Origin of the sequence: Iodobacter sp. CM08, from assembly GCF_033446605.1 — a bacterium.
Classification (GTDB): domain Bacteria; phylum Pseudomonadota; class Gammaproteobacteria; order Burkholderiales; family Chitinibacteraceae; genus Iodobacter.
Genome location: NZ_JAWQUO010000037.1, coordinates 16,698 through 39,750 on the forward strand (window position 1 = coordinate 16,698; position 23,053 = coordinate 39,750).

General features: G+C 49.1%; 15 protein-coding genes. 6 read left to right on the forward strand and 9 right to left on the reverse strand.

Annotated elements, in window-relative coordinates:
- Positions 1-69: 69 nt before the first annotated feature.
- Entirely contained in the window at positions 70-7,446 is a 7,377-nt protein-coding gene (locus tag R6242_RS17905) for an autotransporter-associated beta strand repeat-containing protein (RefSeq protein WP_318429457.1), read from the reverse strand.
- A 332-nt stretch (positions 7,447-7,778) separates the two neighbouring features.
- Here R6242_RS17905 and R6242_RS17910 point away from each other — a divergent pair, with 332 nt between their 5' ends.
- Positions 7,779-8,582 (forward strand): response regulator, encoded by an 804-nt coding sequence (locus R6242_RS17910; protein ID WP_318429459.1) that lies wholly within the window; start codon positions 7,779-7,781, stop codon positions 8,580-8,582.
- Positions 8,583-10,799, forward strand: coding sequence for a sensor histidine kinase (locus tag R6242_RS17915; RefSeq protein ID WP_318429460.1), 2,217 nt, complete (start codon positions 8,583-8,585; stop codon positions 10,797-10,799).
- A 134-nt stretch (positions 10,800-10,933) separates the two neighbouring features.
- Here the strand turns inward: R6242_RS17915 and yfcF are convergent, their stop codons facing one another.
- On the reverse strand, positions 10,934-11,569 hold the full coding sequence (yfcF, locus tag R6242_RS17920) for a glutathione transferase (RefSeq protein WP_318429461.1): 636 nt from the start codon (positions 11,567-11,569) through the stop codon (positions 10,934-10,936).
- A gap of 36 nt (positions 11,570-11,605) precedes the next feature.
- Entirely contained in the window at positions 11,606-12,088 is a 483-nt protein-coding gene (locus tag R6242_RS17925) for a GNAT family N-acetyltransferase (RefSeq protein ID WP_318429463.1), read from the reverse strand.
- 410 nt (positions 12,089-12,498) lie between these two features.
- On the opposite strand from R6242_RS17925, the gene R6242_RS17930 reads away from it, so the two are divergent.
- Positions 12,499-13,101 carry a hypothetical protein gene (locus R6242_RS17930; RefSeq protein WP_318429465.1) on the forward strand — a complete coding sequence of 201 codons (603 nt, stop codon included), beginning with the start codon at positions 12,499-12,501 and terminating at the stop codon, positions 13,099-13,101.
- 40 nt (positions 13,102-13,141) lie between these two features.
- Here R6242_RS17930 and R6242_RS17935 read toward each other — a convergent pair whose 3' ends face one another.
- The 6 genes from R6242_RS17935 to R6242_RS17960 form a co-directional block, all read right to left on the reverse strand.
- Complete coding sequence (locus R6242_RS17935) at positions 13,142-13,417, reverse strand: hypothetical protein (RefSeq protein WP_318429467.1); 276 nt, start codon at positions 13,415-13,417, stop codon at positions 13,142-13,144.
- Between the two features lie 67 nt (positions 13,418-13,484).
- Complete coding sequence (gene map / locus R6242_RS17940) at positions 13,485-14,288, reverse strand: type I methionyl aminopeptidase (RefSeq protein ID WP_318429469.1); 804 nt, start codon at positions 14,286-14,288, stop codon at positions 13,485-13,487.
- Positions 14,289-14,477: 189 nt separating this feature from the next.
- Positions 14,478-14,756, reverse strand: coding sequence for a cell division topological specificity factor MinE (gene minE / locus R6242_RS17945; RefSeq protein WP_293935719.1), 279 nt, complete (start codon positions 14,754-14,756; stop codon positions 14,478-14,480).
- Positions 14,757-14,758: 2 nt separating this feature from the next.
- A complete protein-coding gene (gene minD, locus R6242_RS17950; protein ID WP_130107571.1) occupies positions 14,759-15,568 on the reverse strand; it encodes a septum site-determining protein MinD in 810 nt (269 codons plus the stop codon).
- A 25-nt stretch (positions 15,569-15,593) separates the two neighbouring features.
- On the reverse strand, positions 15,594-16,307 hold the full coding sequence (gene minC, locus R6242_RS17955; protein WP_318429473.1) for a septum site-determining protein MinC: 714 nt from the start codon (positions 16,305-16,307) through the stop codon (positions 15,594-15,596).
- 282 nt (positions 16,308-16,589) lie between these two features.
- Positions 16,590-17,408, reverse strand: coding sequence for a pyruvate, water dikinase regulatory protein (locus R6242_RS17960; RefSeq protein ID WP_318429475.1), 819 nt, complete (start codon positions 17,406-17,408; stop codon positions 16,590-16,592).
- A gap of 321 nt (positions 17,409-17,729) precedes the next feature.
- Here R6242_RS17960 and ppsA point away from each other — a divergent pair, with 321 nt between their 5' ends.
- From ppsA to R6242_RS17975, 3 genes are all read left to right on the forward strand, one after another.
- Positions 17,730-20,099 carry a phosphoenolpyruvate synthase gene (gene ppsA / locus R6242_RS17965; RefSeq protein WP_318429477.1) on the forward strand — a complete coding sequence of 790 codons (2,370 nt, stop codon included), beginning with the start codon at positions 17,730-17,732 and terminating at the stop codon, positions 20,097-20,099.
- 196 nt (positions 20,100-20,295) lie between these two features.
- Positions 20,296-21,498: an aspartate aminotransferase family protein gene (locus tag R6242_RS17970; protein ID WP_318429479.1), complete on the forward strand. Its 1,203-nt coding sequence runs from the start codon at positions 20,296-20,298 to the stop codon at positions 21,496-21,498.
- Positions 21,499-21,800: 302 nt separating this feature from the next.
- A complete protein-coding gene (locus R6242_RS17975; RefSeq protein WP_318429481.1) occupies positions 21,801-23,045 on the forward strand; it encodes a hypothetical protein in 1,245 nt (414 codons plus the stop codon).
- Positions 23,046-23,053 lie beyond the last annotated feature (8 nt).

Below are 23,053 nucleotides of genomic sequence, written 5' to 3' on the forward strand. Positions count from 1 at the left end.
GCAAGGCTCTCCGTTTAGATTAAATAAGGGGCTTAACGAGGCTCTGCCAAGGCAGAGCCTGCGTCTTGATTAAAAGCTTAGGTTCAAGCCTGTTTGGCCGCTATAACTGCTGTCTTTGTTGCTCAGGTATTCCACCTTGCCAAATAGTGAGACGTCTTTGCTGAGTTTATAGTTGGCGTTAAAGCCAATGCTCGCGCCGATATCGCGGTCTTTAGCAAATTCAATTGGCGCGGTCACACGTTGATCAACGGCTAATGTGCTTTGCATATCATCACTTTGATTGCTGAAGTGACGCTCAATCCCCAGATCTACCCCTAGTTTTAAAGGCTGATCTTTAGCGCCCCAAATCAATGATGTACCAAGCTGCCAAGTAAACTGGTTGGCGTCGACACTGCCTAGTTGCAGGCGGTGGCTGGTGCCTTGCTCGTTAAATGCATCCACCATGACTTTGCCGTGGCTGAGGTTGCTACGTGTTAGCACGGTCAGGTCTTGATCCGCATAGGCTTTGTAGCTGGCGGCTAAGCTAGCATCAATGCCGCGTGCCGAGGTGGAGCCGGTGATCTGGCCACTCACGCCGCTACGATCTAGATCGTAGGAATACTTGGCGTAAGCCACGCTGGCAAGCACATTAAGAGCGCTTAAAGGCTGGTAGGCAAGGTAGGCCGTGAAGCTATGACCATTGACATTGCCTGAGCCAAAGTGAGCCTCTAGCTTGCCGTTGTTAACGGTTAGGACGCTGCCCAACTTTAGATCTTGGCTCACGTTGAATTCCGCACCCAGATAGTAATCATTGCGGCTGATATGCGAGTTGCCTGCCGATTGACCACCACTGCGCATATAGCCTGCATAAGCTGAGTTTTGCTCTTGCGTGCCACGGGCTTGTAGTAGGTTCAACATGCTGCGTTTGTTTTGTAGGGCGTAATCACTGATCGCACCGTAATATTCTGGTGTGAGGCGCTCTACATTGGATGACACCGTTGCACCATTGGCAGTCAGGAATTCACCCGCGTTTTTACCTGCTGCAAGCGAGGTGTCGATTTGATTGCTGCCAACTTCCTTGGTGGCAATATTCATCAACGCTGCCGCTGCCGCACGCTGGCTAGGCGTATTGCCGAGGTCAGCAAAGGTGCTTTGTGGCAGGTTTAATCCCGTGGTTAGCACTTGGCCGGTGGCGACGTCAAATACCGCTGCCGCATTGACCACGGCGGCATTGCTGCCCGCTAAGCCATCCAAATCAAACTTCACCTCAGCAAAGTGGCCGCTGACGCGTTTGGCGTTGCCGTTTTGATCCGCAAGAATCTGATAAACCTCACCAAGGCGTGGTGCGCTGCCACCGTAGGTTTGGACCACCAGCTGGCTGTTGGATTCTAGCGTGATCTTGCCTGCAACCCGCAGCTGATCGTGACCAGTGATTGGCGTGGTGTTTTGCAGCTCAGATTGCAATACGCCCGCTTCATTGTAATTGCCAGCGATATTAATCACGCCAGGCGAGTTGCCCGGAGCCAGCGTGCCTTCATTGCGGAAATCACCGTCAAAGCTTAAGAAGCCTTGCACTTTCTTACTGTTGGTAAACAAGCCAGAAATAGTGCTAACCGTGCCGCCGCCCGTCAATACATCGTACTTCAGGCTGTTGGAATCGTTCAGCGTGAGTACGCCGCCCTTATCTACCGTTGCCGTGCCTGTTGTAACCACGGCCTTGTCGCTTACCGCTACTTGGCTATTGTTTTGCACATGAATGGTATCGGTGTCGGTGTTGCTATTGCCACTGATATCGAGCTTGCCGCCAGTGCTGATCAAATCGGTTTTGGCCGCGTTGATCTTGCCGGTAAATACCCCGCCATTGGTGACGGTGAGTTTATGGGTGGTGGAATTCACCGTACCTGAGCCGTTCAGGGTTTTGATCGTTTGATCGCCGCCTGCCAGAATCATTTCACCCGTTTGATCGATCTGCACCGTGGCATTTTTATTCAGACGCTCAGCTGCACCTAGAGTTAGCGCACTTTGATCAAAAATATGCACGTTTTCTGCCGCACTCGTGCCATTGAGAGTGACTTTTCCGTGCGTTTCCAGCGTGCCGTCACCTAGATTGGCATTCACTACCGAGCCATCGTTCAGCGCATAGTTGCTCGCGCTTAAGGTGCCGTTACCAATGATGTGGCCGCTATTGCTTAGGCTGGCAATGCGTTGATTTGCATCAATTTTCAGTGTGCCATCGTTGCTAAGCTTGGCTGTTGTCGATAAGCCGCCATTTTGATTATTAAGCGTGGCGGGTTTTGCGATATAAATATCTTGGCTGGCGAGTTTGCCGCTAAGCGTGATGGCACCCTGCTCAATGCGCGTTGCACCCTTGTAACTGCTCACGCCCGACATACTCAGCATGCCGCTGCCTTGTTTAACAAAGCTGCCCTTGCCAGAAGCGTCGTTGATTTGGCCGCTAAACAGGCTGTCGGTGTTTTGCTGAAGGGTCAGTTTGCCAGCGTTTAAATCCAACTCGCCAAGGCCAGATAGCTGGGCGATGGTTTCATTGCCGCCCAAGACCAGCTTGCCCGCAATGCTGACTTTTGCGGTGTCTAATAATCGGTCTGCTGCGCCCAGCGTGGTGATGCCGGAATCAATTTTGACCGATTCTGCGGCGCTAGTGCCATTAAGCGCTACATTGCCATTGGCAATCAGGCTGCCCGAGCCCAAGTTAGCGTTGATTAGCGAGTGGTCGTTCAGCGCGTAAGTCTTGGCGGTGAGGGTGGCCTTGCCGTCGGTGCTAGCATGGATGGTGCCGGTATTGATCAGCGCGGCAATGGTATCGTCATGGTTTAAATTGACGGTGCCATCGTTATTAAGCTGAGCCAGATCAGCCAAGCCGCCTTGATTGTTTGTCAGGGTGCTGCCTTTTTGCACGTCCAGCTTCAGGCTGGCGAGTGAGCCATCCAGTGTGATGCCGCCACTTTCAATTCGAGTCTCGCCGATGTAATGGCTTGCGCCCGTCAGGGTGATGGTGGCTGTGCCTTGTTTTACAACGCTGCCTTTATTTATTTGCGAGTCATTAATCTGGCCAGCAAATAGGGTGTCGGTATTTTGTTGTAAGGTCAGCTTGCCCGCATTCAGATCAACAATGCCACTTGCCTTGCCTGCCAGCGTGCCGATGGTTTCATTGCCGCCCAGTACTAATTTGCCGTCTACGCTGACATCGCTCGTATCCAGCAAACGCTCTGCAGAGCCCAAAGTCATGGTGCCACTTGCCACATTCACGGTTTGCGCCGTGCTTGTGCCGTTGAGCGCAACCTTGCCATTGGCGGTTACCACGCCTGTGCCTAGGTTGGCATTGATGATCGAACCTTCATTTAGGGCGTAAGTGTCTGCCGTCAGTGTGGCTTTGCCATCGGTACTGGCGTTGATGGTGCCGGTGTTGACCAGCGTTTTAATCGTGTCATCACTATTTTGATTAACGATGCCGTCGTTGTTCAGCTTAGCCAGTGTAGATAGGCCGCCTTTATTGTCGCTGAGCGTGCCGTCTTTTTGCACATCAAGATTCAGGCTTTCCAGTGTGCCATCTAAAGTAATACCACCCTGTTCGATTGTGGTATCACCCAGATAATGGCTGTTGCCTGCGAGCGTCAGTGTGTTTTTCCCTTTCTTAAGTACACTGCCTTGTGTTGATGTTGCATCATTGATTTGCCCAGCATAGCGGGTGTCTTTTTCTTGCAGTAAGGTTAGCTTGCCGCCGTTCAAATCAACGATCGCAGTGGCTGTTGTGCCCGCCAATGTGCCAACCGTTTCATTGCCGCCCATGATGAGTTTGTCATCGACGGTGATGTCTGCGGTGTTGAGCAGGCGCTCAGCGGAGCCTAACGTCATGGTGCCATTTTTAACGTGTACGGTTTTGCTGACCAGCGTGCCGTTTAATTGCACCTTGCCGCCATCCACCGTGGTGTCGCCACTGAAGGTGTGATCGCCAGTGAGGGTGATTTCGCCTGTGCCGTGTTTCAGTAGGCTGCCTTTGTCGCCGTCCTTATCCTGAATCACGCCGTTAAAGGTGGTGTTATGGTTTTGTTCTAAGGTCAGCTTGCTGCCAGAGAGTTCAACCACGCCCGTTTTAGCGCCCGCTAAAGTGCCGATGGTTTCATCGCCGCCCATAATTAGCTTGGCGTTTACCGTGACATCGCTGCTATTCAGTAAACGCTCCGCCGAGCCTAAAGTCATCACGCCGGTTTCTACGTTAACGGTTTCAGCCGAGCTTGTGCCGTTGAGCTGTACTTTGCCGTTGGCGGTAAGTACGCCCGTACCTAGGTTTGCATTGATGACCGAACCTTCATTTAGGGCATAAGTGTCTGCGGTCAGCGTGGCCTTGCCATTTGCGCTTGCATTGATGGTGCCGGTGTTGATCAACGTTTTAACGGTGTCATCGCTACTTTGATTAACGATACCGTCGTTGTTCAGCTTGGCCAGGGCAGATAGACCGCCTTGATTGTTGGTCAGCGTGCCGTCTTTTTGCACATCAATATTCAGGCTGGCGAGCGTGCCATCTAGCGTAATGCCGCCTGTTTCGATCACGGTATTGCCAAGGTAATGGCTGTCGCCGGTCAGGGTAAGGGTTGCGCTGCCTTGTTTAAGTACGCTGCCTTGATTGACTTGACTATCATCAATATGGCCAGCAAAGGTGGTGTCTTTGTTTTGCTGCAGTGTGAGCTTGGCACCGCTTAGTTCAAGCACGCCATCTGCCTTGCTGCCTGCCAGTGTGCCAATGGTTTCATTGCCGCCCATGACTAGCTTGCCATCGACGATCACATCGCTGCTATCGAGCAAGCGCTCACCGCTGCTGAGCGTCATCACGCCGCTGGCTACATTTACTTTTTCAGCTGCGCTAGTGCCAGTCAGAGTGACCGTACCATTGGCAGTGAGCTCGCCTGTGCCTAGCTTGGCATTGATCACCGAGCCATGGTTAAGCGCATAGGTTTTAGCCGTCAGCGTGTTGCTGCCGTTAATGGTGCCGGTGTTAGTCAGGCTGGCAACGGTGTCATCTGCGTTTAGATTGATGGTGCCGTCGTTATTAAGCTTGGCATCTTGATGCAGACCACCTTGATTGTCGTTCAGTATTGCGCCTGCAAAGACATCAACGCTCTGGCTGGCTAAGCTACCATCTAGCGTAACCGTGCCTGCTTTGATCTGGGTTTGCCCCAGATAAGTATTGTCGCCAGATAGGGTCAGCGTGCCCACGCCTTGCTTGATCACATTGCCTTTTTCGCCGCTGATCTCACCAGAGAAAGTGGTGTTGCCAGCTTGGTTAAGCGTCAGGGTGTTGGCTGCCAGTGCCACTTTGCCTGCGCCTGCCAGCGTGCCAATGGCTTGATCGCCCGTTTTAGTTAAATCAAATTGCCCGTCTTTTTCAACGATCACCGCACCGTCTTTATTCAGCGAGGCTTTACTCGAAAGCTGCAACGAACCTGCTTTAATGGTCGTGCCATCTGCGTAGGTGTTGGCGGCATTGAGAATTAACTCACCTTTATGGCTGGCATCGCCAACCACTAAGCTGCCATTGGACAGTACGCCATCCATTTGCGCGTGCTTGCCTTCGGCTGAGCCAGTGTTGACTAAGATCGTTGCAGTTTTACCGTCAATATCAATGGCGTTTTTAAAGGTGACATTGTCGGTGGCGGTGTCCGAGCCAAAAATCAGCGCATTATCGCCACCTACAAAGCCTTCTTTACCCCATGTGCGCTTTGAGCCACCATTGAGGTTGATTTCCAAATCGCCACCGTTTGCTGCAAAGCCGCCCGAGCCTGTCCACTGAACACGGTCTTTAGCTGTACCAGTGTAGCGATCAAAAGTACCCTTAGTTTCGAGTACGCCACCGTCATGATTGCCAGTGAAGTTGATATTGCTATGCTCGTGGATGCCCGTGCCATCTTCGGCGTGCAAAGCGCCGCCTTCAATCTTGGTTTGGCCGGTGTAGGTGTTGTCAGCGTTAAAGACGACCAGACCACTTTTAATGGTGAGGTCAGCGCCTTTGCCGCTGTTGTTGCTAGCGCCATCCAAGCCAGCCTTGCTGTCATCGGCAATGCTGCCATTAAAAGTGATGGTCTTGCCCTTGCCCGCGTCGAGTACCACGGTCGAGCCTTTCATCATAAAGAGATCCGAGCCTGCTTCTTTACCAGCTTCACCCAGATGTTCTTCATTGTCGTCGCCACTGCCACCGCTGACATTGCCGCGATCAAAGGTGGTATCGCCCTTGATGGTCAGCTTGCCGCCTTTGCCAACAAAAATAGAGCCGCCAAGGCCAGAACCGCCTGCGCCACCTTCACGTTCGCTGTCATTTCCGCCATTGCCCATGCCGCCTTTGCCTGCAGCAAAGCCACCTTTGCCTCCATTGCCTCCATCGCCTGGGTCTTTTGCATGAGTGGCATCGTGGCCGTCATTTCCGTCTTTTCCGCCGTCGCCACCTTGGCCTCCACCAGCACCAAAGCCACCAATTCCACCTGTACCACCATTGCCGCCAGCACCACCGATAGCCCTTGAGTTGTTATGGGCGTCACCACCTTTTCCTCCTTCACCGCCTTGACCACCGCCAAGGAATGACAGGCCATTACCACCATTACCAGCATTGCCCCCTGCACCGCCATTACCAGCGGCGCCATCCTCGAGTACTTTAATCGTAATGGCGGTTACATAGGCTATATCTACTGCGGCCTTGGCTGAGTCAGCCGACAGTAGACCGATCATGAAGCCAGTTTTTGTTCCAAAGTAAGGTGCTAGGCTTGCAGTTAGTGGGTTGGCAGCCGCAGCAGCTGCACCCGCTCCTGTGTTGATTCCATCCGCAGCATTTTTGATGGCCATTGCAACATCATAGGCCGCGTCAGCAGCTGCTTTGATGGTGTCTGCGGTGACTGCTGAGCCATCAGCTCCTATGCCGCCTTTACCCCCTTTGCCCCCTTCGCTGCCGTCATCACCACCTAAGCCGTTAAGGCCATTCCCGCCATTAAAGTAGGCTGAGCCTGATTTGGCATCACTACCGTTGGTGCCGCTAGTGTTAGCTTGGTTTTTTATGATGCCATTTAAACTGCCCCCAACTGTTCCTTTCCCGCCATCTCCCCCAACCGCAGAGTTGCCAGAGAAATTCACATTTTCCAGCACTGCTTCAGCGCCGCTATTAATAAAAATAGCGCCACCTAAGCCCGCGCCGCCGCCGCTACCATCGCCGCCCTTGGTGGTGAAGTTTGTAACCGTGGTGTTGGAGATGTTGAGCTTGCCGGATTCAACAAAAAACCCGCCGCCTTCATTGCCATTGATTTCATTGTTGCTGTCTGCCGTGGCGGTGTGCTCGGCGGTGATGACCATTTTGGGCGCAGCGCCTGCGCTACCGTAAATCAGCATGCCGGTGACGGCACAAATGGCAACAGAGATAAATTTGCCTTGGGATTTAGTGAGGCGATGCGATAGTTCTATGCGTTTCATATGAGGTTTTAGGCTTTGTAGTCAAAAGTAATCAATCGGTCAGAGCATGTGGTCTGAATGCGTATAAATTTTTTTTGCCGAATTGTCTTAAAAATGAAATATTTGGCAGTATTTAAAGCAAGCGGATATCCAGCCTGTTAAGTGCCTGAGTTTGAATGAGTTTTACTGTGACCGCCTTTGCCAGAGCAGACAAAGGCTTTGCTAAAAGGGATAGGTTTTTCGATAAAAATAGGTAAGAGGGAGGGGGCTATAGGCTATCGTTAAAAAAATTGTTTATGTGTTTGTCGTATAGATGTTTATGATTGCGCCTTTGCCAATATTGCCATCTGTTTATGTCTTCTTTTCCTGATTATCAAGCGGCGTCAAGCACCAAATCGAATAAACCCCATATTCTGATTATTGATGATTCGGTGGATGAATTACGCTTGTTATTAGATATGCTCCGCAGCCAAAACTACCGTATCAGCGTGGCTTTTGATGGGCAACAGGGCTATCAGCGGGCAGAGGCAAATCCGCCAGATCTTATTCTTATGGATGTGCATATGCCACGGGTGGATGGCTATGCCACTTGCCGATTGCTAAAAGCGAATGGGCAGTTGATGCATATCCCAGTGTTGTTTTTATCTTCTGGTAATACGGTGAGTAATCGCTTGCAAGGCTTTGCGACGGGAGCCGTGGATTTTATTTGCAAACCCTTTGCCGCTGATGAGGTATTGGCACGGATAAAAGTACATTTAGAGTTATCTGGGTGTTTGTTTAGAAATGAGGCTCCGCAGTTGCAAACTGAGCCTTTGGATCAGGACGAAGTGCTGGTGGCCGCAGCGGTAAAAATGCTGAGCGAGCCGCTATATCCGCTCCCTTCTTTGGCAGAGATTGCCAGCCAGATTGGCACGCATGAAAAGAAATTAAGTAAATTATTTAAAGCGCGAACAGGCATGACGGTCTTTGCCTATATCCGTGAACAAAAGCTATTAAGTGCCAAGCAATTATTGGCGAAAACACAAATGACGGTGATTGATGTTGCAGAGCAATCGGGCTTTCAAAATGCATGTAATTTTACCACCGCATTTAAAGAGCGTTTTGCCACAACTCCTTCCGCATTTAGGCAGTCGCTGAAAACCATTGAGGCCGCTTAAGTGCGGTTTTTATTCTTGCTTTTTTTTTCGTCTTATCTTTACGCCAGCACAGTTTTATCATCAGGGCCGATTCCCTATCAGCTATTTGAGGATACGCAAGCATTATCGGCCGAGCAGCTAAGCAGCCGTACGCTTTCTGCCCCTTGGATGAGTGGCCACCGTAGCCTTGGTTATTCATCTTCGGCATTTTGGCTGCGGCTGGTATTAAGCAATCCGAGCGATCAGCCGCAAATGCGTTGGCTGGATTTGGGCGCTCCCCGTTTACAATCTGTCACGCTGTACTTAAGGCAAAATGGCCGTTGGCAAAGTGTGAGCCATGCGGGCCTAGATACGCCTTTGTCTTTACACCCCGTTAAAGCAAAACACGCTGTTTTTGCTCTGCAGCTGCCCGCTGGGGCCGCCGTGGACGTCATGATTAGGGTGAGTAGTAAGACATCGATGGCGCTGGCCCCTTCTTTATTTACGCCATTAGAATTTAGGGAAAATGAAACGGCCGATTCTTTATGGCTAGGGGTGCTATTAGGGGCTTTTGTTATTGTGGTGCTTTATTGCTTACTGCTATTTGTGTTTATGCGTGATATTTCATTTCTTTATCACGGTTTAGCGGTGGTTTTTTTTGCGCTCAATGAAGCCTGTATGCGTGGTTATGCCGCCTTATATTTATGGCCAGAAAGCACGATGTGGTCGGTTAATTCGCTTTCGTTTTTTGGTCAGATTTGTGCTGTATTTTTTTTGTTATTTGTTAGACATTTCCTCAATTTGGCCGTGCTTTTGCCTTGGGGAGATAAAGTGATTCGCTTGATGCTGGTATGGACACTTTGTGCGGTATTTGTTTCGCAATGTGTGGATTACCAGCGTGGCACGATAATGGGCGTATTGCTTGCTTTAGTGACCGTGCCGTTATTGCTGCTTATTTGCTTTCAGCTTATCAGTAAGGGGGCGCTTGCCATGCGCTATTTTGCTGGGGGGCTACTGATTGTGATGACGGGTAATGTGTTTAGGGCGCTCGATTTATTAGGTGTTTTATCCAGTAGCGAGTTATTGGGTGAGCATTTTATGTTGTTTGTGATTATGTTTTCTATGCTGTCTTTTTTTATGGCTATTTTAGATCGAATTGTCTTGGCCAAGCAAGAGAAAGAAAGTGCCCAAAAAACATTGATAGACACGCTTAATTCGCAGCAAAGCATGTTGGAGCAAGCGGTTGAAAATAGAACGGCTGCCTTAAAAATGGCAGCAGAAGACGCGCAGAGTGCCAATCAATTAAAAACTAAATTATTGGCCTATATTGGCCATGATTTGCGAGCGCCGCTTGCCACGATGATTGCATATGCAAAAAATAGACGTAAAGGCGATGGGAATGATCATTTCTCTGCCGTGATTGAGCGTAGCGCTGGGCAGCAGCTCGAGTTAATTGACGAGCTAATGCAATACGCCAAGGGCGAAATTGTTGATGCTAATGTGCAATTAAGCGTAGGGCATTTGGATGAGTTTATTGTGGATATTCGAGAGCAGGCTCAATTGCTGGCAAGACAGTATCAGAATCGGTTTATTTACTTGCAGCAAGGGCATCCCCCTATTTGGCTTTATGCTGATTGGAAGAGATTAAGGCAGGTTTTGCAAAACTTGCTGTCTAATTCGGCCAAATTCACACGTTATGGCGTGATTTCTTTGAGCTTAGAATGGCAGCCTACGTCTGCATACGCCTCTTCGCTGAAAGTGGCGGTGGAAGATACGGGCGTTGGGATGTGCCAGTCTGATCATGAGCGGGTATTTTTGCCGTTTGAGCGTGCAGAGCAAAGCGAATCTCAGGAGGGGCACGGTCTAGGGCTGGCCATTGCTTCACAAATGGTCAAAAGCATGGGGGGAGAGCTGCAAGTGGAGAGTGCTGTGCAGCTAGGTAGCCGCTTTTATTTCAGCCTCTGTTTGGCTCATGCAGAAGAAGTACCCGCGCCGCTTGCTTTTACAGCAGCGGGCCCCGAGCTGCCTGCTGAGCGTGTGCGGCAACTACATGCCCTGATTGCAGGTGGGCAGGTCACTGAGATTGAAGACTGGTCTGAAAGAATAGCGGGTTTGTCGCCAGCACATGCACGCTTTGCGCGGTTGCTTAATGAGGCAGTACATGAACTAGATTTTGCAGCATTACAGGCATTGGCCGCCAGCTTAGTGGCCGTGCTTGATGCCGATGGCTTAGCCGCTGCTGGCGCGAGCCGCCCCTGAACGAGCTATCTTTTTTGCCAGCAATGTGTGGTGGGCTTTGAATCTATGTGCGTGTAGGTCAAATCTTGGAAGCGAACTAAACTATGCAGGCGCTGCTTGCTGCACTCTGAGCAAATAGCGCCTTTAATAACGGGCTAATCTCTGTTTTGCTGAAGCCACGCTTGCACAGAAGCCCTTGCCCACTGGGTGTTGGCAAAGTTCTTTAGCTTTTCTGGTACTGGGTCGCCATTTTTGATTAGGCGCTGCAGCATGATGGCAAGATCGATATCCGCGATGCACCATTCGGTAAAGATTGAAGTCTGATTATCAGTAATCAGCAGGTCAGCGGCTTTGATCAGTTTGTCGGCCGCTGCTTGAGCGCTGGCAGAAAGGGGTTGATCGCTAGGCGCAAAGAACACCACGTTGGTGGAGCGCTCTTGGCGCAGCGCGAGCAAATCACTGCGCAGCCAAGCCTGAATCTGCCGTGCTTTGGCGCGCTCTTTTACGTCTTTTGGGTAGAGCGGGCTGTATTGCGGTGCGGGAAACCGCTCTTCTAGGTATTCCGTAATCGCAGATGATTCAGATAAAGAGAAATCACCATCCACTAGTGTAGGCACACGGCTAGTCAGGGATTGCTGGCTGTAGGTATTTTGCGGCTGATCGCCAGCGTCTAAATCCAGCGTTTTGATTTCAAAGGCTAGGTCTTTCTCCAGTAGTGCAACAAAGACCGACATGGCATAAGGGCTGGTAAAAAGAGAATCAGCATAAAGTACAAAGGGCGTTTGGCTCATCGTGACATCCTTGTTGGAGTGGTTGTGACTGAGGGGTTATTTACATCTTGCCATCATATACACATCAGAAAACTGGCCGTTTCTAAACGCGTAGTTCTTGCACAGGCCTTCTTTGATAAATCCATGCTTTTCATAAAGGGCGAGGGCTGCCAAATTATCGGTGTAGACCGATAATTCAATACGGCTGATCGCTTGGCATTGCTCGGCTAAATCAATTGCCGCTAGCAATAAAGCATTGCCCACGCCCTGCCTGTGGGCACTACTTTTTACCGCCATGCCGATGCCCGCCACGTGCTTGCGGCGTGGATTGGTTTCAAGGTGCAAGCCCAGTTGCCCAAGTACCTCATTGCCCTGTATAGCAACCAAACTATAAGCGTTACTGGTGGGGGTAAGCCTCGCTTCCCATTTTTCTAAAGATGGGAAAGGTGCTTGCAGTGTGGCGGAGTAATTACTTGGCTCTGCGTAAAGCTGGCAGATTTGTTCTATATCCTGTTTTTCACTATGTCTAATGCTGTACATGCGCTCACCCCGTTAGCTGTTTTTTGTAAGGTCAGTGTACCAATGTGAATGAATGCCGTCAGCATGAGTGGGTAAATAGTTAGAAGGTAAAGGCGAAAAAATCGGGCTAGTGTTTAAAGTTTCCTGATTATGTCTCTTGTCTGTGCAGATGGGTTTCTTGAGTGTTGGACTTGGTTTTTGAATGTGTAGGGCGGGTGAAGCCCGTGAGCCATGCTGAAGAAATACGCGGGTTTCACCCGCCCTACGATATTTATAATGAAATTGAGCAAGAGACATAATCAGGTGAAGTTTTTTACTTCTTGCTCGCTTTGCATTATCGGATCAGTGTTTATTGTTGGTAATAGTTCTCGTTTGAAGCGTGGTGTCTGGATGTCATACTAAAAATAGTAATTTGCAATTCTGCATTATGAATGCGGTTTCGCGGATGTTGCGTGGTGGTGATTGTTTTTAATAAAAAGGAGTTGGGTGTGTTTGCTTTGTTTGAAAGAAAATCTTATGGGGTTTTTGTGTTGGGTTTGTTTGCTTTAGGTCTAAGCCAATTAAGTTTTGCGGCTAAGGCGCTTGGCCCCTCTATCAGTCTCGCATTAAGTCAGCCAGCAAATGATGTGGCTGATGCGCAAACGGGTGATTCTCTTACGTCTTCTGTAGCTGATAAAGCTACCGCGCACTCAGAACTTGAGGTGCTTGTACCGCTGGGGTTTGGTCATAAAGGGGAGGATCGGCGGGGTGTAATTGTGATCGATCGCCGTATGTTTAAGCACCTGCGCACGGCAAAAAATGCTGATGTTTTGCCTAGCAAGGAAGCAAAGGCGCTGCAAGAGGTCAAGGAGGGGCGTTCGACGCTTGCAGAAAATACATTTGCAGAGGCTTTAGAAACGGCGAAGCAGGAAGAAGAGGCCCGCGCCGATCGGGCACTAAGAGAGCAAGCATACTTGCAGTGGCAGCAGAGGCAGCAATACGCGCCTCAAATAAGTGGCGTACCTTTACCTCAGCAAGGCCGCTTATTTCCTTGAGTTCCTCGGTTTATGGCTGTTGTTGTGGGGGGGCAAGTGCTTATTTAATCATGAGTAAAAAGTAAGCAAGGGGTGGAATAAGCAGCCCCATCCCCGACAGCAGCATTTTTCCGGGCCACGCAGCAATCTGCCAGCGGCGCAGGCAGAATACTGCCGCCAGTGGAAAGGCCAGTAGCATGCCCGCTGCCCAAAGCCAGTTTCTATTGCCGAGTGCCGTCATTAAAGACACCATTAGCCCAACAAAACACAGCGCCACGCCAATAGAAAACACAATCACAAGTAGGCCAATTAGCCAGGGTGAAGTAAGAAGAAGCACGGTTTTGTCCCTGAGTTATATGGTTATGCAGGCGAGCAGAGAAAACATACTCACCCTGCATTTCATTTTAGATGGCGTAGCTATCAGGGCGCGCGGGGGTGCCTGCGGACTGAGTCAGAATCTCATAACCCGTTTCGGTTACTAAAATGGTGTGCTCCCACTGCGCGGATAAGCTGCGATCTTTGGTGACGATGGTCCAACCATCGCTCATGCCTTTAATCTCGCGCTTGCCTGCATTGATCATTGGCTCAATGGTAAAAATCATGCCCACTTTGATTTCAGGGCCAGTGCCTGCTTTGCCGTAATGCAAAACTTGTGGGTCTTCATGGAATTTGGTGCCAATGCCGTGGCCACAGAATTCACGCACCACCGAATAGCCTGCGCCTTCGGCATATTTTTGGATGGCCGCGCCGATATCACCAAAACGAGCGCCCGGTTTGACTTGATCAATCCCAATCCACATCGCGTTGTATGTAACTTTAGCCAAGCGGCGAGCTTGGGGTGTGACATCGCCAACCAAGTACATGCGGCTGTTATCGCCGTGGTAGCCGTCTTTAATAACGGTGATATCCAGATTTACGCAGTCACCGTTTTTAAGTGGCTTGTCAGCAGGAATGCCGTGGCATACCACTTGATTGACCGAGGTACAAATGGCTTTCGGGTAAGGCGTGTAACCGGGTGGGCAGTAATTGAGCGGCGCAGGGATGGTGCCTTGCACGTCGCGCATATATTCGTGGCAAAGACGATCGATCTCAGCCGTGGTGACGCCAACGGCGACAAAAGGGGTGATGTAATCGAGCACTTCGCTGGCAAGTTTGCCTGCAACGCGCATTTTAGCGATATCGTCGGCGTTTTTAATAACTATAGACATGGGTGAACCTCAAAATAAGGAAGAGAGGGTGTGGCCTCTCTTCATTGGTGTTCTTTAGGACGCCTCGAAAACCCTAACGTCACGATCCGGTCTTACTTAGCAATTGCTCGTCGGATAGATCAATCACATAACTGGCGAACAATTTAATCGTGCTCTGTAGAAAAAGAGGTTTTCGAGGATTACATTACATTAGCGTAATTCTTGTACCTTAGCGTTTTTGCTTTCAGGTAGCACAATGTTCACTTCTAAAACTTCAAAATCATCTTTGCGATCCAGTTGAACAATGATGTCTTCTGGATTAATCGCTACATATTTAGAGATGACGGCAATCAGCTCTTTTTGCAATTGGGGCAGGTAATCAGGGGTATTTCTACCGTTTCTTTCGTGCGCCAAAATAATTTGCAAACGCTCTCTTGCAACCGACGCTGTTTTTTTCTTTTCACCGAAGAAATAGCTCAGAATAGACATATTTAACCCCCGAATAGCCGTTTCCAGAACGGTGCCTTGGGTGTTTCAATAAAACGTAATGGACGCTCTTCACCCAAGAAACGGGCGACCACATCTTTGTAAGCCTCAGAAACATCGCTGCCCGCTAAATGAATCGCAGGGCTGCCCGAGTTAGACGCTTGCAAGACACTTTCGGATTCTGGAATTACACCGATCAATTTAATACGCAATAAATGCTGCACATCATCCAGTGATAACATCTCGCCCGAATCAACCCGCTTAGGACTATAGCGGGTAATCAGCAGATGTGTTTTTACCGTGCCACCGTCTTCGGCGCGTTTAGATTTAGCATCTAAAATGCCGATGATTCGATCAGAATCTCTCACCGATGAGACTTCAGGGTTGGTCACAACAATCGCTTCTTCAGCAAAATACAAGGCCATAAACGCGCCGGTCTCAATGCCTGCAGGGCTATCGCAAATGATGTAATCAAAGTTGCTTTGTTCTAGCTCTTTTAGAACTTTTTCCACGCCTTCTTTAGATAGCTCGTCTTTGTCACGGGTTTGTGATGCAGGCAAGATATAAAGATTGTCGCAGTTCTTATCTTTAATGAGTGCTTGGTTTAGCGTTGCTTCGCCCTTGATTACATTGACGAAATCGTAAACAACACGGCGCTCGCAGCCCATGATCAAATCAAGGTTGCGTAGGCCCACATCAAAATCAATCACGGCCGTTTTGAAGCCGCGCAGAGCAAGGCCAGAGGCAAAGCTGGCGCTGGTGGTGGTTTTGCCAACGCCGCCCTTACCTGATGTGATAACAATGATTTTTGCCACTATAAATCCCCTGATTTCTTTATATTTAATTAGTTTCGTTTAAGGCTTCGATCACGATTTTTTCTTGATCTAAGTAGATTTGTGCTGGCTTGGTGCGAATCGAATCGGGTAGATCTTCTTGTAAAGAACGGTATATGCCTGCAATAGACACGAGTTCGGCCTCCATGCAGGTAGTGAAAATTCTGGCCTGATTATCACCCTTTGCACCCGCTAGCGCACGGCCACGCAGAGGTGCGTAGACGTGAATGTTGCCATCGGCAATCACTTCAGCCCCCGCAGACACCAGTGCCAGTACGATTAAATCGCCACCTTTTGCATAAACCTGCTGCCCAGTGCGCACAGGCCGAGTAATGATTAGTGCCGGTGGTGGCGGTGCGGATTTGTTGGCGCTAGGGATGGGGGTGGAGAGTGAATCGTCTTGCAAAACAACTAAGCCAGCAGACGCCGCAGCGAGTTTTTGATCGCTATTACCGCCATGTACGGCGATGGGCAAAAGGCTAAATTGTTGTAAAAGCCTGACTAAAGTACCTACTTCTAGTGCCGAAGGCAGCTCGGGTAAGCTGCTGAAATCAATAATAAGTTGCTCGCCGGCCAGAAAATGCTCGCGCCCACCTAGCTTTTCAAATAGTGCGGCTTCTAATCGGCTGGGGTCTAGTGTGGCGGGAACAAAAGACAGGAGTTTGATGCTGCTGCTTTTAAACTCAAAAATACTGTCTAAATCAGAGGCCGAATGTGTCATGCGAGTAAGCCGAGTAAGTGCGTTGATCGTTGAGGGCTTGAGTTTACCGTGTAGTGCAACGGCAAGGAAGCTGTGTTATGGCGTAAGCACAAATGAATGCCTGTCTGTGGGGATGTTGCAAGCTAATTTACAAACCTCCCTTGATTACTTTACGTGGCGAAATCAAACAATGTGCTATCCACGGAAAACACGGAATACACAAACAGAAACTGCAGCATATCAATCGTCGTTTTGCTGCCCATTGGTTTTATTTCGTGTTTTTAGGGGCTTAAAAATCACTATTTAATAGGTGCGGCGTACCAAGCCTGTGCGGTGCATGATGGTGGTGGCGAGTTCCTCAATCGACATACGGGTGGTGTTGAGATAGGGCACGCCCACATGACGCATGAGCGCTTCGGCCTCGGCGATTTCAAAACGGCAGTTTTCGATAGATGAATACTTGCTGGCGGGTTTTCTTTCTTCGCGGATTTCTGTTAATCGCTCTGATTCAATGGTTAAACCAAACAATTTATTACGGTAGGGAAGCAGTAATTTGGGCATGGTGTGGTTGCCAAAATCTTCGGGTGTCAGTGGATAATTGGCAGCTTTTATCCCAAATTGCAGGGCTAAATAGAGACACGTCGGTGTTTTTCCTGATCTTGAGACGCCCACTAAGATTAAATCTGCCTCAGAAAGATCGCGTGGCATCACGCCATCGTCGTGGTTAAGTGTGAAATTAACCGCGTCAATTCGATTTTTATATTCTTCAAAATTAACAATTGCATGCGATTTACCCACCGTATGCGATGAGTCTTGACCTAGCTCGGCTTCAAGTGGGCCGATAAACATTTCAAAGAAATCGATGACTAAAGCTTCAGGTACATGGGTTAGCTTACGTATAACCGGGTCAACCACCGTACTAAAAACTAATGGCCTGCAGCCATCAATGACGGAATGCTTACGAATCTCCAAAGCCACTTCTATCGCCTTCTCAGGGGTATCGACATAAGGCAGGGTGACTCGGTGAAAGGTCACGTCTTCAAACTGTGTAAGCAGAGAGTGGCCGAGCATTTCGGCAGTAATACCAGTTCTGTCGGAGACAAAGAAAGCCGTGCGACGCATCGTAAATCTCCAAATATTATGTGTGTAGGCCTGCCGTTTGTTTTGGCTTGCCATCTATTGAAAGAGGTTTCTAGCTGCAAAAAAAGCGGGTTTACGCTCTGTTTTGCACGTTTTTTTCCGTTAATAGTAAGCTTTTTGCTCAAAAACACCAAAAATCTGTCTCTATCTTATTAGGCTCTGCCTTGCTAGCAGCCCATTTAGTAAGGGCTTCACTGCAAGTAATGGATTTTCCTGTAATGGATTATCCTGAGTTGTCTCTTAGCGCTCTCAGCCTAAAATGCACTCAGTTTATCGCAACGCAACATTTAAGAGGCCCGCACCATGTCCGAACGCTATGTGATCGATTTCGCCCATCTGCGTATGCACGATGTAGAACAGGTAGGCGGTAAAAACGCCTCGCTCGGTGAGATGATCTCTCAGCTTACAGAAAAAGGTGTGTCTGTTCCCGGTGGTTTTGCTACTACCGCAGCGGCATATCGACAATTTCTAGCCCATCAAGGCTTGGCCGATCGTATCGATGCAGCCATGAGTAGCTTAGATGTGGATGATGTACGCCAGCTTGCCATCGTGGGTAAGCAAATTCGCACTTGGATTTTAGAAACACCGTTTCCTGCGCAGCTGGAAAGCGAAATTAACGATCATTATAAACTGCTTGGCGATGATGTAACCGTTGCTGTGCGCTCTTCTGCTACGGCCGAAGATTTGCCCGACGCGTCTTTTGCTGGTCAGCAAGAAACATATTTAAATATTCGTGGCTTTGAAAACGTCTTAGTCGCGATGAAAGAAGTGTTTGCATCACTTTATAATGACCGCGCTATTTCTTACCGTGTGCATAAAGGCTTTGATCATAAGCTGGTGGCGCTATCAGCGGGTATTCAGCGCATGGTGCGCTCGGACTTGGGCGCGGCGGGTGTGTTGTTTACTATCGATACCGAAACCGGTTTCGATCAAGTGGTGTTTGTAACGGCGTCTTATGGCCTAGGCGAAACGGTGGTGCAGGGGGCTGTGAATCCTGATGAGTTTTATGTGCATAAGCCGACACTGCGTGCAGGCCGCCCAGCCATTGTGCGTCGCCATTTAGGTGGCAAAGCCATCAAGATGGAATTCGATCTAGAAGCCGTGGCGGGTAAATCCGTTAAAACGGTTGATGTGGCCCCAAGCGAGCGGAGCAAGTTTTCGATTAGCGATGCCGAAGTAGAAGAACTAGCAGGCTACGCTTTAATTATTGAAGAGCATTATGGCCGCGCCATGGATGTGGAGTGGGGCCGTGATGGGATTGATGGCAAGCTGTATATCTTGCAAGCGCGTCCAGAAACGGTGAAATCGCAAGAAAGTAATGCTGAGAAGCTCACCAAGTTCCGCATGCTTGAAACGGGCAAGGTACTGGCTGAAGGCCGCTCTGTTGGGCAAAAAATTGGCCAGGGCCGCGTGCGTGTGATTCGTGATGTTTCTGAAATGGATAAAGTTGAAGCCGGCGATGTGCTGGTGTCTGATATGACTGATCCAGATTGGGAACCGGTCATGAAGCGCGCCTCTGCCATCGTAACCAACCGTGGCGGACGTACTTGCCACGCGGCGATTATCGCACGTGAGTTGGGCATCCCTGCCGTGGTTGGTTGCGGCGATGCAACACGTGTCTTAAAAGATGGTGACTTGGTCACTGTATCTTGCGCCGAAGGTGACACGGGCAATGTGTATGAAGGGATCTTGAAGTTTGAGCGCATGGATACCTCGCTCGGCCAAATGCCTGAATCGCCCGTTAAAATCATGATGAATGTGGGTAATCCTGAGCTGGCATTTGAATTCTGCCAATTGCCCAATGAAGGCGTAGGCTTGGCGCGTTTAGAATTCATTATTAACCGCATGATTGGTGTGCATCCGAAAGCCCTTCTGGCATACCCACATTTGCAGCCTGAACTAAAAGCACAGGTTGAAGAGCGTATTGCGGGTTATCGCAGTGCGGTTGATTTTTATGTGGATAAAATCGCTGAAGGGATTTCAACGCTGGCCGCTGCTTACTGGCCCAAAAAAGTGATTGTGCGTTTGTCTGACTTTAAGTCAAATGAGTACGCAAACTTGATCGGCGGTGCGGAATACGAGCCGCACGAAGAAAACCCAATGATCGGTTTCCGTGGTGCAGCGCGTTATGTGGATAAGAGCTTCCGTGATTGCTTTGAGCTGGAATGCCGCGCGGTTAAGAAAGTACGCGATGTAATGGGCCTGACCAATGTGGAAGTCATGATCCCTTTTGTGCGCACCCTCAAAGAAGCCGAATGCGTGATCGATTTGCTTGAGCGCAACGGCCTGAAACGCGGCGACAATGGTTTACGCGTGATTATGATGTGCGAAATTCCTGCTAATGCCGTGCTGGCGGATCGATTCCTGCAATTCTTCGACGGTTTCTCGATTGGCTCGAACGATATGACGCAGCTGACTTTAGGGATTGATCGCGATTCTGGCGGCCCTGTTTCGCTGTCCTTTGATGAGCGCGATGATGCCGTGAAAGCGATGTTGTCGATGGCGATTAAAGCCTGCCGCAAAGCCAATAAATACGTGGGTATTTGTGGCCAAGGCCCATCAGATCATCCAGATTTTGCACAGTGGTTGGTGGAAGAAGGCATTGAAACCATCTCGCTGAATCCTGATACCGTGGTTGAAACTTGGTTGTATCTAGCAGGTAAAGCAGCTTAAAGTTTGATTTGTCCACAAAAAGTATAAAAGCTACGAATAAACCGCCATGATATGGCGTGTATTGCTCGATTTTCTGTGTTTTTTTGTGGCTTTGCTGGTTTTCGTGGAAGAAAACAGCTTTCATCTTGAACAAAATAGAAGCGGCGGGTTACGATTGTAGCTCGCCGCTTTTTATTTAAGAAAAAGGAATACTCGTATGTCCCATACCCGCGCCGATTTTGACCAATATATGGTCCCTAATTATGCCCCTGCCGCCTTTGTACCTGTGCGCGGAGCAGGGAGCCGAGTTTGGGATCAAGATGGCCGAGAGTATGTGGATTTAACCGGCGGCATTGCCGTTAATGCACTGGGCCATTGCCATCCCGCACTGGTATTCGCCTTAAATGAGCAGGGTAGCAAACTGTGGCACTTATCCAATGCGTTTACCAATGAGCCCGCACTGGATTTAGCGCAAAAATTGGTGGACGCTACTTTTGCAGAGCGGGTGTTCTTTTGTAACTCGGGAGCAGAAGCGAATGAAGCCGCGCTAAAACTGGCTCGCCGCGCGGCTATTGAGCGCTTTGGTGACAAAAAACATAAAGTGCTCTCCGCGCTCAATTCATTTCATGGCCGTACCTTTTTTACCGTATGCGTGGGTGGCCAACCTAAGTATTCGGATGGTTTTGGCCCAAAACCAGCGGGTATTGAATACTTTGAATACAATAATCTAGCCGCACTTGAAGCCCTGATCGATGATGACACCGCTTGTGTGATTATCGAGCCCATCCAAGGTGAAGGCGGTGTTGTGCCCGCTACCGCGGAATTTATCGCTGGCGTACGGGCATTGTGCGATAAACACCATGCCTTCCTGATCTTTGATGAAGTGCAAAGCGGCGCAGGCCGCACCGGTAGCCTGTATGCGTACCAAGAATATGGCGTAACGCCAGACATCCTAACCAGTGCCAAAGGTATTGGTGGCGGCTTTCCACTAGGCTGCATGCTCACTACTCACGATATTGCCAAGCATTTCGCCGTAGGTACGCATGGCACCACTTACGGAGGCAATCCTTTGGCATGTGCCGTGGGTAATGCCTTGCTAGATGTGGTGAACACTCCTGCCGTATTGGCTGGGGTAAAAACTAAGCGTACCTTGTTTGTGGCTGCCCTCAATCAAATCAATGAAAAATATGCGGTGTTTGCGGATGTTCGCGGCATGGGCTTATTGATTGGTGCGGAGCTTAGCCCCGCATTTGCTGGCCGAGCGAAAGATCTGCTTAATTTAGCGGTAAAAGAAAACCTGATGATTTTAATGGCAGGCCCAAATGTGATTCGCTTTGCGCCCTCATTGGTGATTACTGATGAAGATATTCAAGAAGCCATGCAAAGGTTCGAGCGTGCGGTAGCTGCGTTTATTGCATAAGCCTTTCTATTGTTAGATCATTCGCTTTGAATTAAAAAAAACGACTCTTTGAGTCGTTTTTTTTGTGCATGAATTGGCTCAATAAGGCTTGCTGCGATGTAAGTTTGCCTCGGCCTATGAAAGGCAGACGCACTATTCATGCTTCATTTCTCAGGAAAACCTTGATGTTCCTAGCTTCTTAGCTATCTTCAAGTAGGTGTCAGCCTGAAGTGAGGAGCTTGGGAGGGGCGCTGCAAGCAAGGTGGGTGTTTGCGGACGGTTTTTTGAAAGCTAGGGCGGTAAGTTCAACAGGCTACAAGTAGATGAGTAAAAAAATCACTTCACTATTGATGATGTACGGCTGCCTGCAGCTCGCTACGGTGCTGCCTGCGTTTGCAGAAGAATCCGTACTATCATGGAGTGGTTTTGCAACGTTGGGAGGCGTGTATAACAGCACCGATCAAGGTGACTTTTTACGTGATTTGTCCCAACGCAAAGGGGTAGGCTATACCCAGCGCTTTGATCTTGGGGTGGACTCTAGGCTTGGCCTTCAGTTTGACCTGCGTGTTAATGAGTCGCTTTCTGCCACTGCGCAAGTCACCAATTTACGTCGCTATGACAATACATTTACTCCTGATTTCAGTTGGGCTTTTGTTAAATATGCGCCAAATGAAACGGTGCAAGCTCGCGTTGGGCGGCTCGGTTTTGATGTGTATATGCAGGCCGATTCACAGCATGTGGGCTATTCCTATTTACCCGTTCGCCCGCCCGTTGATTATTACGGCGGATTGCCTATTAGTTTTATAGATGGTGCTGATTTAGTGTTTCGGCAGCCATTAGGGGACGGGATTGTCACTGCAAAAGTATTTATTGGAGAAGCAAAAGAAAAGCTGCCCTTAAATGGTGTTGAGGGCAACATTAATTTGGCAGGCTCCTTGGTATGGGGCGGCTATTTAGATTACCAATGGCAAAATTGGCAATTTAGGGGCGGTTACGCTCAACTCACTTTAGAAAATGAAGTGCCAGGCTTTGATGTGCCATTAGCTATTTTACGCTCACCCCAAATTAATGCCATTAACCCTAGCTTGGCGGGCTTTGCTGATGCGGCTATGATTAAAGGAAAACAGATTGATTTTTTATCGGCGGGTGCGATTTACGACAATGGGCCATTACAAATTCAACTGATGTTTCGCCGCTTATTCGCTAGTACGATTGCTTATCCTGATAATGATGCGGGTTATATTATTCTTGGTTATCGAATAGGCAAATTCACTCCTTTTGCGGCATATTCTGAAATTTTCACTTTGGGAGTCAACAAAAATCCTGGCTTACCTGATGTGCCGATGTTTTCAGAATTGAATACATTCATTAAAAATGTGCAAGGTGTTTATATTGATGATCAGCACACTTATTCTATGGGTGTTCGCTATGATGTTATGCGTAATTTGGATTTAAAATTTCAAATAGATAAAGTGCAAAGTAGAGATTCATTTCAGTGGGCAAATAAACAGCCTGGCTGGGATGGGAGTGCCACAATTTATAGCTTAACGTTAGATTGTATTTTTTAAGGCAATGT